This window comes from Terasakiella pusilla DSM 6293 (assembly GCF_000688235.1).
GTDB lineage: Bacteria > Pseudomonadota > Alphaproteobacteria > Rhodospirillales > Terasakiellaceae > Terasakiella > Terasakiella pusilla.
The window spans coordinates 1-12,939 of sequence record NZ_JHYO01000046.1; the positions used below are offsets into that span (position 1 = coordinate 1).

Sequence of the window (12,939 nt, forward strand, 5' to 3'; positions counted from 1 at the left end):
AGATCGCGGATCGCAATATTGCTCGAAGGATTACCAAAAGTTACTCAAAAGACATGACTTTGAAGCTTCTATGTCAGGTAAAGGTAATTGTTACGACAATCCCGCTGTGGAGACATTTTTCAAATCATTGAAAGCCGAACTCGTTTGGCGGACAACCTTTTAAACCAGAGACCAAGCGGGAAAAGCCTTGTTCAAATACATCAACAAATTTTACAACCCAAGACGCCGACATTCATATTTGGGAAATATCAACCCTATGAAGTTTAAAATGAAGGCTGCATGACATAGTAAAGTATCCTCCACTTTAGTGCAGCAGGTCCAGACTTTAGCTCGCCCTGGACAAGCCGTTCCCAATGCTCTTTTAATTTATTTGCGATTTAAGATCGAGACTAAATCGAGAGGCACGCACTGACGGTAATAATACCTGCTATCTAACCGGTTAGTTCTAGCCATAAAAAAGAAAAACCTAACTGGTACAAACGATTGGTACACAATTAGGTTTTTCTATTCGCAAATCATTGAAAGCAAGATACTTTCAAATTGGCTGGGGCACCAGGAGCACCAAATCCAAAATTTTGTAAGTCATTGATACTTAAAATGAAAAAACGAATTTCCTATACCTAATTGGTACACACAGATAATACACACTGGATTCGTTTGATGTCAAATTCATTCTACAAACGGATTTTTATTCCCCTGCATTGTTATTTTCTTAAATCAGCTTCAATCTTTTTTTATAGGCTTTGCGAGTTTTCTCGTACTCTTCTCTGAGTAAATCCATATCAAGCTGCTTCAAAATGTAGCCTGAAAATCCAGTTTTGAAGAACATCAGTTGCTTTGCTTTCTTACCGTTAGGATGCTTTTTTATGTATTTCTCTTCTTTTTCGGTAAGTTCATTTATTTCATGCTTGAAATTAGAGGGAATCCACCAGCCTATAAAACGTAAAGTCTCATTAATGTCGAACTCAATCTCGCCATTCTCTTCCTGAATCCTAAGATGCAATTGGACTTGCTTGTACCAAACCTCGTCTCGTGAAGTTTTCCCTTCTTGCTTAGCCTCAAGCTCATTTAAGCGATATAACCAAAGACCATCCTCAGAACGAAGATTTATATGAAAATTGACCTTGCTGTAGTGTTCACCAAACAGACTACATGGATATACCTTTATTTTCTTTTGATAGTCCCTTAATGATTCATCGTCTTCACGTAGCCACTTTTCAAGTTCCGCTTTACCTGTCGGTATCAGCTCAAGATATGTGTCACTAACTTCAGCAACGGCTTTTGCCTTCACCTTCCTCTTTTTAATCGGCTTTCTTGGCTCAGAAGAATCATCAAATAAAAAGTCTAATACTGTTTCTCGAACAGTGAAAAAATCACTGTCATCATCAAGAGGTCCAATATCTTCAATTTTTTCAGGAAGCCCATGTTTGTTAAATTTAATCCCTGGGGCAGGCTTATCGTGAACATAATATTCTTCTTCAGAAACCCAATATTTTTTAACAGAATTCTTTGAACATTGAAGAGAACTGGCTGTACCTTTAATGGTTGGCGTAAATCCGTTTCGCCTCTTGTAACGGATATATAATTGGATTTCGTTTCTCAGTTTTTCAGCTTTTATTTTTGTTGTTCGTTTAGCTGAAAGAGACTGTTTTTCAGATAATGATAAATCGTTATATTCAGGAGGGGTCATTTCGCTATTCCCAAGATTACTTCCCTAAGGGCAGAGTATAGCGAAATGACCCCTATTTTGATAACTTATTTTTTAGCAAGCCATGTCGTATACGACAAATGCACCTTTGGTGCGTTATGCTGTAAACAGCAGATACATCTTCGATGTGTCATGTCGTATACGACACATACTTGAAAGGGGAAGCATATCTTCCCCGTTTACCCCTTCTCTTTTTTACTGCTTCGCCTTCATTTGAGTGACTAATTGTTTTTCATAAACTAGTTCCAATCTCAACCTCAAGGAACATCAAAATCTTATCACAAACCAACCACACATTAAAATTTCCCGCATCTCTTTAACCGCATAAGTGACAATATGTTGGTAATTATCGTGGGAAATGCTACAATTATGATATTGAACTGGGAGATAACCGTTTGAAAAGTAATCATATAATATTATACGGAATATTGGTTTTTAGTGCTTTGACAGACAATGCGGCGGCAGAAAACTTAGTGAACGATGCAACTCGTGCAGAAGTTGAGATTTATGGTAAGCCATCGTTTTTAATGCGAGTAAACCCAAACCAACATTATAATATTAAAGTTGATAATCATGCTGAACATGATTGTGGAATACAGATTGCTGAATTAGAGCAAACTTTGACAAAAATGTTGAATGAGCGAGGAAAGCATGTTGTGGGGAAGAATGATGCTGCGCCGTTTGCATTGCATTTTGAATATTATGGAAGGCAAGATGCTGGAAAGCATTGCATGTTAGGTTATGAATTCAGCATAGAGCAAAACAAAGAAAATACAGCGAAAGCAAGGGCGCTAATTGACAAGCAGTATGATTACGACGGCAGTTCTCAGCTAATGAAAATTTTGGGTATGCTGCATGTCGATGAACAACTAGCACAAGAGAGCGTAATTGCCGAAATGAAGTTTGCGGGAAAAAAATTGTTTGAAACGCTTGATGATATTAGAGCTGGAATAAAGAAGCATTTAGAAAATGATTAATAAGGCAGCAGGGGCTATGATTTTGAGTGATTAATGATGGATGTGGATAAACGATTATAAACTCTAAATCATTTTGATTGCCTCTTGCTAAGTGTGGTCACTGCCAACCTCACATAGTCATAACAGAACAGCGAAATGACCCCTTTGCTTGACATTGGTTATAATTTGTTATAATTCTAATATGTGTTATTCACTGCATATGTGATTTAAAATAGACGCTCATTTTACTGGGTTCCGCATTTTTCATAATTCATCATACAGATGAAATCTTCATTTTAAGGCATAGTTTTACACTTCTGGCATCTTACCCTTACCAGAATGTAAAACACGCTTGGCAGTGCTATTTACAGCCTTTCTAACCACATTTGTTGGCATGTCCTCAAGAGTGAAGGCTTCATTATCAAAGGTGTCATCCAATTCAGGCAATGGCGAGAAATCAATATGCTGCATCAATGTAGCATTCTTCTCCCCAAGGATTTTAGCTAAGGAACCATAAACCAATGGTTCCCCAACCTTCTGAGGTTTAATCAATAAAAATGATGCTTTGTCCCCTGGTATAATCTGGAAACCCTTATCATAAACAAAGGTTTCAAACTGGCCTTTATCTTCAAACTTCGACCAGCGTTCCCTTAATTCATTCGAAAGCTGGACAAGCTCCTTCTTTGCCAACTCACCTGCCTTCTTATAAATCTGGGTTTTCGCACTTTCAGAAGGAAGGCGACCCTCTTTTTTCTCTATAAACCTATCTTGAATAACCTGGAATTTACGGGCCGTATGCTGTTTTAAAACAGCCTTCGAATACCTTTTTGAAACAATTGCCGTCGTTTGCTTCTTCTTGCTTAAAGCATCTTTCAATAAGGCATGTTCTGTTTCTAAAGTTCGCTTTAAATGTGATAATTCTGACTTGTTTGCATCAATGGCATCTTCCATTTTTAAAGCCAATTTATCTATTTCCTTGGAAATATGCTTTAAAACTGGCTCATCAAACATCCCATGAGTTATCTCATGTCCAAACCTGACTTCCAAACCTCTGGAAACCCTTTCATGTCTCAGATAATTAAATTCATTGCTGAGAATCTTCCCTGAAAGTGACCTCTCAAGATAAAATACATGGTCATGGTATTCATGAAGTGGCTCACCTGACAAAGATAACTTTGTCTTCTTGTGTTGAATGACCACCTTTGGCCTGTCTGATAAATCAATATCAAACTCTTCTTCAAAGGCTGCTTGTGCATCCAGTCTTTGAACTTCAGAAATCGGCTTGTGAGAGTTAATCACTACATGTCTGATGCAATATGGGTCTTTATGCCCATTTGCTATTTCAAGGGCTGTTTCCAGAAATTGGCTGACATAACTTTTTGCATGGTTTGATGACAAACTACGGTTCTTATAATCAAAGACATTTATTTCATCGTTTTCAGCCTTAAAAACATGGTTTAAAAGGTTTTCAATATCTCTTTGGCCTGATGAAATACGGGTTGCCTCAATTATCATGACTAATTACCGCCATTTAAATCAGGAAAAGGTTCTTTACCATCCATAAAACCATTCATTTTTTCGACTGCTTTTTTAATTTCAGCAATTTCCTTGGAGATTTTTTCCATCTCCTGCACTGTTTTCCTGGAATCATAGGCAATCTGTTCAACCAACTCTTGTTCAAACTGCTGATAAAATTGCTTAGCTAATTCCGCAGATAATTCTCGAATGTCATCTGGTTGGCAGTTCATTTTGATATTCTGTGCCAAAAGTTTCCTTAAAATATTCTTCATCATTTTTTCAGTCGGCAGGTTACTCAATTCATTTTGCAACTGAAGCAAGCGCATATTGATTGCCGCCATTTCTATCTGCAAACTATCTTTTAAGTCTCTGCCTGCAAGAATATGTCTGCCACGTTTTCCAATATCTCGGTTTATGGCATTTCTTATAAAATTAGAAAGCGACCTGCTATCTGCTTCGGCAATTTTTTTAATCTGATTATGTTCAGATGCAGATACCCTGATTTTGAATTCTTTATCCAAAGGGTCTGCTTTCTTTTTCTTATGAGGCTGTGTTGACGACCTGCTTTTGAAGGCATCATCATCTTCAGATTTGGCATCTGGTTTTAATTGTTGGGCATCCCTGATTTGAGAAGCCAAATTATCTTCAGGTTCATAACCATATATATTGTTTTTCATTCTCTCCTTCATCCTGTTTTCAAAGGGTTTCTTTAGGTAACGTATATTTTTCTTTTTCGGGGTTTATCCCCAAAAAGCCAGGTTGCTGTTTCTTGATTTGTAGAACATATCGGGGAACTTGCAATGCCTGATTTTATATCAGTTGCCTAATATAAAGAATAAGAAAGCAAACAACAAAAAGCAAGACTTCTTAAATAAATAATAGAAATCACACCAATAAAAAGATGCTACAAATGCCAATAAAAGGCATCAGTAGCGTGCCTTTAATCAGGCTGCCGAATAACTACAAACGGCATCAAAAGCTCACTCACAAGGCTTCAAAAAGGCGATAAATCGGCATCATAAATTTAAGGGGAAAGTTGCCTATAAAATACACAAACGGCATCTGCCTATTTAAGTGTATGGCATCCAGTGTTGACAACTTTGGCATCAGAGTTAAAAATCTGACATCAACAGGTTAAGGGGGCACAAAATGCCAAAAATGTCATTAGATAAAGAACGCCAAGAACTTCATGACGAACTCATGAAAATATATGACGTTATCCAAAATCCTTCTAGTCACCCATTATGTCAGTTTGTTGGCGAAGAAATGGTCAAAAAAGTTGCCATAAATTCCTTCATGGAGTTGGCAAATAAAAGAATGGAAGAAATCAAAAAAATGCCGCCGCATTTGTTGCAAAGGTATAGAGGGCTTGAAGAGATTTTTTAGAGAAATGTCTAAAAATGACTAAAAAAATGTCTAATTCAAATTTAGTTCTCAGTTTTAGACATTTGTGCTCAGTGTGTCATAGGTTATTGAAAAGTGCTCCAATGCATGTAAAATAGCCATGCAAATAAGATATCTGTAAAAAACATTCATATAATTCAGCGTTTTTCTAGAACTCTTGACAACAGCACTTAGAAAGCGTAATTTGTAAGTGTGAATGAGGCAGCGCCAGTAGAGAGCCTGCACTACCAACGAAATGTCTACAACGACTGAAGCTGCGCCAGTGGAGTGCCAGCATTAAAAACGAAATGTCCACAATTAATGATACATTCACCGAAAAAGCTCCCTTTGGGGGCTTTTTTGATTTCTAAGGCTTAACAGGAATAATAAATGCTAAAAGTGTCATGTCTTACAAACCATTTCCTTACAACGAATCATGGTCTTAAAGAGGCATTACACGATAAAAATAGAGGCTATGGCATCGTTACAATTGAATTAAATGGCCTCACATTTGGCATTCCACTAAGAACCAACTTAAATCATAAATACGGTATTCATTTAGATTCCATCACTAAAAATGGGAAAACCAGCAAACGTGGTCTGGACTTTACGAAAGCAGTGTTAATTCGTGATACTGTCAAAGATATTGGCGGCCCATTCTTTGTTAGTGAAGACCAAAAGAAAGTTCTGACATCTCGCAAAAAGATGATAGTTAACCAATTTGAAAAATATGTAGAACAATACGTAAATGCCGTTAAGGGTAATGTTTCTGGCACTTTAGCCAGTTCTGCTTACCGATATTCTACACTGATTAACTATCACGATGAATTAGGTCTTTAGCTCCTCACGCCGCCAGCATGTGATGAACCAAAGATGCCATTAAATCCCTGTTTAATTCCTCAGATGATTTAATCTGGCTTTCTAATTGGTCACATAAGGACATCAATTCATCTACCTTGGAGACTATGCGTTTTTGTTCTTCAAGAGGGGGAATTGGAACAGGTAACGAAGCAATTTGCCTACTGTTGATATTATTTACGCCACTTGTTGAGCGACCATAGCTTTCAATTTCGGTTCTCATTGTAGGTGATGTAAGAAGCCTAACAACATATGCAGGATTAAAAATCTCAGCAGAGAGCCTGATACGAACTAAGTATCCTGCGTATAAGGAAGATAAATCACTTTCTTTAATCAACGCAGGTTTTCCGACTAGGTTTACGCTCCCATTGGAACGAATAAGAAGAATATCCCCAGTTTCTAGCTTTAGATTGTAGAACTCTCTATCATCAAAATTAGTCGATTTTAAATCAGAGGTATCGACCTCCCATTTTCCAATATTCGGTATCCTATAGACGTTTACATTTCCCGCGTTGTATCCGCACTTTTTTGAAGTGCCATAGTTAATTTGCTCAATTATTGGCGCTAATATGGTCGTTATCCAGTTTGATGGAATATCGTCCCAACCTGTAAATTCAGTATTTACATAATCGGCTTTAATTTTCTTCTTTTGCTGCCTTGCGACTTCTTGAAGTTTTAATGATAAAGATGTTTCATCTGGGTTGTTAGTACCTAGTTTCCCCTGAACAGCCAACTGAAGAATTGTAGCCCTTAAATTCTTCACGGTTTCGAGGTTATCAAACCAGTTATTGAAATTACCTTCAGCAATCGACCAATTGGTTTTGATTTCTTCTTTTTCAGAGGCTTCAGACAGGTGATGAAGGGTTGAGGCTACACAATCCTTTTTGAGGGCTGTATGGGCATTTTTTGAGGCTTCTAACTCATCACATAGAGCCATCAATTCATCTACTTTGGCGACTATGCGTTTTTGTTCTGCGAGGGGGGGGAGAGGGAAAGGTAATTTTTCCCACTTCCCTTTGTTAAGTATAGAGATTGTTGTGCTTGATGATTCTGCCCACGCTAAACCCTGAAAATAATTTGACGAAGTTGCAATATTGATAAAGTCTATTGTTTTTGTGACATAGGGTGTGATTGAGTTTATCTGCTGGTTGAAGGAACAATCTTGCCGAGCAATGGCACTTTTACCAATTGTACCTATGCATACCATTAACAATGAAGGAGCCTTTGCAAAACGGCCCTCTTGTTCGATTTCGCTAGAGAGGCCTTCAGCCATTGAATAATCAATCTTATTTTTTTCAATACATGCGGGTTTAACAAATGGAATGTTGCCACCCCAGACATTAGAAATTTTTTTCGGTGTAGAACCCGTTTGTGTAATTCCTAAATCACCCAAAGCAACCCATTTCCAAGACTTAGGAATACTAAACGGTGCTATGTCCTCGCATAAAACGACAGTTTTTTTATTCTTCTTTAAAACACCATTCTCGGCGAGATTGGCTTTAATTTTGTCAATGTCACTTAACAAAGCACTAGCTGGCTCATCATTCGGGTCTTGCTCGACCAGTTTCCCTTGAACAGCCAATTGCAAAATCAAGTCACGTAATTTTTTGATACCATCTGGCCCTTGGGCTAGATGCCCGAACTCATTCAAAAAGATTTCTTTATCCAAGATTACTCTCCTGCCAGACGATTAAGGGCTTCCGAGAGGATGGATTTGAGTTTGTCTTGGGTTGCCGTCATATCCTTCTGGTTTGTGTTGAACTTTTCCAACAAGTCGGCAGGGTCCATATGTGTTGCATCCTGAACATTCGGGTTCTTGATATCCAGGTTGAAATTATTGGCCTTGATATCCTCAAATGAGACCTTCCAGGCTTGGTCGTTTTCTTCCCGATTATTCCACCATGCTTTTTCAGGCTCAAATTCTTCAATCTTCATTGGCTTGTTTTTGGAGTAGCTTTTATAGCCCTCTGGATAAGGATGTTCATAAAACCAGACATCAGTTGTCGGTTCACCCTTTGTGAAGAACAACAAGTTCGTTTTAATGCCCGTATATGGGTTGAAAACACCATTAGGAAGCCTAACAATCGTATGAAGGTTACATTCTGTCAGCAGTTTCTCTTTAATACGGGTCTTGATACCCTCACCGAAGAGTGTGCCATCAGGTAAAACAACGGCTGCACGACCTTTATCTTTCAGCAGGGTGATAATGAGTACCAAAAACAGGTCTGCGGTTTCACGAGTTCTGAAAGTGGCTGGAAAGTTATTTTCAATACCATCTTCTTCCATGCCACCAAAAGGCGGGTTGGTAAGAATGACATCAACACGGTCAGAAGGCCCATAATCAACAAGAGGTCTGGAAAGTGTATTGGTATGGCGAACATTGGTTGGCACATCAATGCCATGCAAAATCATGTTTGTTGTTGCCAATAAATGCGGCAAAGCCTTCTTTTCCACACCATGAATAGAATTCTGAAGGATTTCCCTATCTTCAGCACTTTTCTCATATTTGCTGCGTTTATGTTCAATGGCACAAGCAAGAAAGCCACCTGTTCCACATGCAGGGTCAAGAACCTTTTCTTCCAGCTTAGGGTCAACAATATCCACCATAAACTGAGTTACAGCACGAGGGGTATAGAATTCACCAGCATTTCCTGCACTTTGAAGGTCTTTCAGGATTTGTTCGTAAATGTCGCCAAAGGTGTGCCTGTCATCGGTACTGTTGAAATCAATCTCATTAATTTTGTTGATGACCTGTCTCATCAACGTCCCTGATTTCATGTAGTTATAAGCATCTTCAAAGACATTTCGGATAACGGCTGCTTGTTTTCCAGATGACGCAGGGAGTTCTTTGAGTTTCGGGAAAAGTTCATTGTTTACGAAGTCATTTAAGGCATCGCCAGTAATACCTTCGGCATCTTTCGCCCAATTGCACCATCTCAGATTTTCGGGGATTGGTGATTCAAACTCGTCATCAAGAAGTTCCTGTTCTTCTTCCTTGTCATCAATGATTTTGAGGAAAAACATCCATACAAGTTGGGATATCCTTTGGGCATCACCATCAACACCTGTGTCTTTACGCATGATATCCTGAATGGATTTAATAATCCCTGAGACATTGCTCATTTTTTATTCCTCAATTTTATTGATTTAAGCAGACTGGTCTTGCTTGAAAATTTCTTGTTCCAAATCATGAATAGCCTGTTCGTAAGGCTTTTTACCACCAAAAACATTTTTGACGATTTCAATGGGTGTACCGAAAGAATTCAACGGTGTTAATTGAAGAACCTTTTTATCTTCCAAAGTTCCCAAACCTTCGTCAGCATATTTATCCAACAAGCCTTCTAAAACGGCTCTGGCTGTATCTTCATATTTGGCAAAATAATTACGCTTTTTAACGTTATTTGCGCGTTCTTTACGGGTTAATGGTGGTTGCCCATAGGCCACATGACAAATGAGGTCGAAAACCCCGTATTCATCACCATTTTTAACTTCTTCCCGCAAAGCTTCTAGCGGAATGCCTTGTTCTGCAAGTTCATCAATAATAGCAGATTTTTTATCTGCTTCATTCCATCGCCGTAAAAAGTCATCCAAGGAAGCATAATTTTTTTGGACATTTTTTCGGGTGTAATCTTTCAGGGATTCCGTAATGAGTTTGCCGTCAGCATCAAGATATTGAACCCTTTTTGCCATGATATCGACTTCGACATCATTGATATAATATTTTGTGCGACCTGAGCTTTCCCCGTCTTCATCATCCCAAGTGATATCAGTAACAGGAACTTCTTCGCCATCAACCTCAATAGTACCTTCCTCGGTATTTTCTTCAGGAGGTGTGACTTCACCACCTGGGCCTGGCTCAAAGATTTGTACTGGGTCGCCATCAAAATCCTTGTCAGCAAACAGTTCTGTTGCTTTCTTAAAATCCATAATGGTGAAGTAGCGTTTGCCATATTCTTCATTTACACGGGTGCCACGACCAATAATTTGCTTAAATTCCGTCATGGATTTGATGTTTTGGTCCAGAACGATAAGTTTGCATGTCTTGGCATCAACGCCAGTGGTCATAAGTTTTGATGTGGTCGCAATAACAGGATAACGGGATTCAGGATTAATGAAGTTATCCAGCTCGGCTTTGCCTTCATCGTTATCGCCTGTAATTCGCATAACATAGCGGTGATTTTCAGCGACTAATTCTGGGGTGCAATTCGCTATAGCCTGTCTCATTCGTTCTGCGTGGTCGATATCTTCGCAAAAGATGATGGTTTTATCGTATTGGTTTGTTTGAGCTAAAAATTCAGTGACTTTTTTTGCCACCATTTCAGTGCGCTTTTCCAATACCAGGGTTTTATCGTAATCCTTGGCGTTATAAATTCTATCTTCAATTATATTGCCGTTTTTATCGACTTTACCTTTTTCAGGACGATAGCCTTGAAGGTCTTTATCAAAATCAATTCTGATGACCTTGTATGGTGCCAAAAAGCCATCATTAATGCCCTGTTTTAGGGAATAGGTATAAACAGGGTCGCCAAAATATTCGATGTTGGAAACGTCTTTTGTTTCTTTGGGTGTTGCCGTTAAACCTACATGGGTTGCATCTGAGAAATAATCGAGGATTTCACGCCATGCTGAGTCTTCTGCTGCACTTCCTCGATGGCACTCATCAATAACAATGAGGTCAAAGAAATCAGGGGAAAACTGTTTATAAATATTCTTGCTTTCTTCATTCCCAGTGACGGCTTGATAAAGGGAAAGATAAATCTCATAGGATTTATCGACCATCCTATTTTGAATTTTCGTCATCTTATCCCCAAAGGGTGAGAAATCTTGTTGTTTTGTTTGGTCAACAAGGATGTTTCTATCAGCCAGGAATAAGATGCGTTTCTTTTGTTTGGCTTTCCATAACCGCCATATAATTTGAAATGCGGTGTATGTTTTGCCTGTACCTGTTGCCATAACAAGCAGAATGCGGTTCTGGCCTTTTGCAATTGCTTCAATGGTTCGATTAATGGCAATGGATTGATAATAGCGCGGAGACTTACCTGAGCCGTCATCATAATAATCCTGAGCAACAACGTTACTGGCTGTATCTGATAAGCCTTTATGCTGTTTATATTTTGCCCAAAGTGTATCAGGAGAAGGAAACTGTTCCATTGGAATTTCAGTTTCCAATTTTTCAGATGTTCCTGATTTATCATGGAAAAGGAAGCCATCGCCATTTGAAGAAAACACAAAGGGAATATCGAGGATTTCCGCATATTCCAAAGCCTGTTGCATACCAGAGCCAACGCTATGATTATTATCTTTGGCTTCAACGATAGCTAAAGGAATATTGGGTTTATAATAAAGGATGTAGTCTGCACGTTTGGTTTTACCCCGTGCAGTCATTTTACCTCTGACAATGATACGGCCTGCTGTGAATGTGACTTCTTCACGCATTTGGGACTGGATATCCCATCCTGCCTTTTTGATAGCTGGTGTGATGAACTTTGTTTTCACATCCGTTTCAGACAGCTTCATTATCTATTTCCCATTACCCTTATTTCTTTTAGGTAAGAAATAATAGCCGTTATAGTTGCTAAGGCAATCAATTATTAGAAACGCCTGCACATTGAGTTAACTTGATGCCCAAAATATCAAAAATGGGATGCTGATGTTGAAAAATCGCAAACTAAGTTGACAGCGAAATGACCCCATAGGGGTTGGTCAACCAATCGTTATTTTTTGGATAACATGTAATATCTAACATGTGAGGGTTTTATAACTTCCGATAATAATACATTTCTGGAAGTTGACGACAACATTTTTGGTTTATGTTCGTGTACCATACATTTTTTGCAAATTACGTTTACGCCCTCAGAGGGGTCATTTCGCTGTAAACTGTTTTGCGTTTTCGCCTCTTGCTAAGTGTGGTTGCTGGCAGATGCACAAAGTTAACCGAGGTTCTTTCAGACGTGTGACGATTAAATTCTCAATGAACATATTCAGGCTTCTCAACCAACTTTAAGTGACTCATTTTTAAATCGTCATTCACGATTAAATCAGATGCCGAATTTTCCAATCGTGACAATCTGACTTTTAGCTCTGAATTCTCAGCTTCCAGGCATTTTATTCTGGCTTGTAAATCATCAAACTTTTTAACCACCTTTCGAATGCCAATAAGTCCCTCATGAATTCGAACATTTAAATCTGGCGTAGCCCCCAAAAAGTGATCCACACGAAATGTTAGTTTTTCTGGCTTATTCAAATCCATGGATAAGGAGAAAAGACATGGGAAAACTGAAACGACCAACGCCTGAGCAGATCATCACGAAGCTTCGAGAAGCCGAGGTTATCATTGCCCAAGGCAATACGATTGCTATCGCAGCTCGCAAAATCGGTGTGACTGAACAGACCTATTATCGTTGGCGCAACCAATATGGCGGCATGAAAACGTCTCAGGCCAAAAAGATGAAAGCTTTAGAACAGGAAAACGCCCGCTTGAAGAAAGCGGTTGCGGAACTAACGCTGGACAAGCTT

11 protein-coding genes and 1 pseudogene are annotated in these 12,939 nt (G+C 38.8%); 5 read left to right on the top strand and 7 right to left on the bottom strand.

Annotated features, from left to right (window positions below; genetic code table 11):
• Positions 1–283 (top strand): annotated as a pseudogene (locus Q397_RS25455) (IS3 family transposase); the annotation flags it as partial.
• Positions 284–712: 429 nt separating this feature from the next.
• On the opposite strand, the gene Q397_RS0119115 reads toward Q397_RS25455, so the two are convergent.
• Positions 713–1,690, bottom strand: coding sequence for a hypothetical protein (locus Q397_RS0119115; protein WP_028880769.1), 978 nt, complete (start codon positions 1,688–1,690; stop codon positions 713–715).
• A 413-nt stretch (positions 1,691–2,103) separates the two neighbouring features.
• On the opposite strand from Q397_RS0119115, the gene Q397_RS0119120 reads away from it, so the two are divergent.
• Positions 2,104–2,685, top strand: a complete 582-nt coding sequence (locus Q397_RS0119120; RefSeq protein ID WP_028880770.1) for a hypothetical protein — start codon at positions 2,104–2,106, stop codon at positions 2,683–2,685.
• 288 nt (positions 2,686–2,973) lie between these two features.
• On the opposite strand, the gene Q397_RS0119125 is transcribed toward Q397_RS0119120, so the two are convergent.
• The gene (locus tag Q397_RS0119125) at positions 2,974–4,179 is read right to left on the bottom strand and encodes a hypothetical protein (protein ID WP_028880771.1); all 1,206 of its coding nucleotides are present in this window, start codon (positions 4,177–4,179) and stop codon (positions 2,974–2,976) included.
• 2 nt (positions 4,180–4,181) lie between these two features.
• Entirely contained in the window at positions 4,182–4,859 is a 678-nt protein-coding gene (locus Q397_RS0119130; RefSeq protein WP_028880772.1) for a hypothetical protein, read from the bottom strand.
• A 472-nt stretch (positions 4,860–5,331) separates the two neighbouring features.
• On the opposite strand from Q397_RS0119130, the gene Q397_RS0119135 reads away from it, so the two are divergent.
• Together Q397_RS0119135 and tenpIN are read left to right on the top strand one after the other, a co-directional pair.
• Positions 5,332–5,568 carry a hypothetical protein gene (locus tag Q397_RS0119135; RefSeq protein WP_028880773.1) on the top strand — a complete coding sequence of 79 codons (237 nt, stop codon included), beginning with the start codon at positions 5,332–5,334 and terminating at the stop codon, positions 5,566–5,568.
• A gap of 387 nt (positions 5,569–5,955) precedes the next feature.
• Positions 5,956–6,405 carry a type III toxin-antitoxin system TenpIN family toxin gene (tenpIN, locus tag Q397_RS23455; RefSeq protein ID WP_051610365.1) on the top strand — a complete coding sequence of 150 codons (450 nt, stop codon included), beginning with the start codon at positions 5,956–5,958 and terminating at the stop codon, positions 6,403–6,405.
• Between the two features lie 4 nt (positions 6,406–6,409).
• On the opposite strand, the gene Q397_RS0119145 is transcribed toward tenpIN, so the two are convergent.
• From Q397_RS0119145 to Q397_RS25240, 4 genes are all read right to left on the bottom strand, one after another.
• The gene (locus Q397_RS0119145) at positions 6,410–8,092 is read right to left on the bottom strand and encodes a restriction endonuclease subunit S (protein ID WP_028880774.1); all 1,683 of its coding nucleotides are present in this window, start codon (positions 8,090–8,092) and stop codon (positions 6,410–6,412) included.
• Positions 8,093–8,094: 2 nt separating this feature from the next.
• Entirely contained in the window at positions 8,095–9,546 is a 1,452-nt protein-coding gene (locus tag Q397_RS0119150; RefSeq protein WP_028880775.1) for an N-6 DNA methylase, read from the bottom strand.
• Positions 9,547–9,570: 24 nt separating this feature from the next.
• Positions 9,571–11,940 carry an EcoAI/FtnUII family type I restriction enzme subunit R gene (hsdR, locus tag Q397_RS0119155; protein ID WP_028880776.1) on the bottom strand — a complete coding sequence of 790 codons (2,370 nt, stop codon included), beginning with the start codon at positions 11,938–11,940 and terminating at the stop codon, positions 9,571–9,573.
• Between the two features lie 451 nt (positions 11,941–12,391).
• Positions 12,392–12,673, bottom strand: coding sequence for a hypothetical protein (locus Q397_RS25240; RefSeq protein WP_028880777.1), 282 nt, complete (start codon positions 12,671–12,673; stop codon positions 12,392–12,394).
• A 17-nt stretch (positions 12,674–12,690) separates the two neighbouring features.
• On the opposite strand from Q397_RS25240, the gene Q397_RS0119165 reads away from it, so the two are divergent.
• Positions 12,691–12,939: transposase (locus Q397_RS0119165; protein WP_028880251.1), on the top strand; the 249-nt coding region annotated here is incomplete at its 3' end.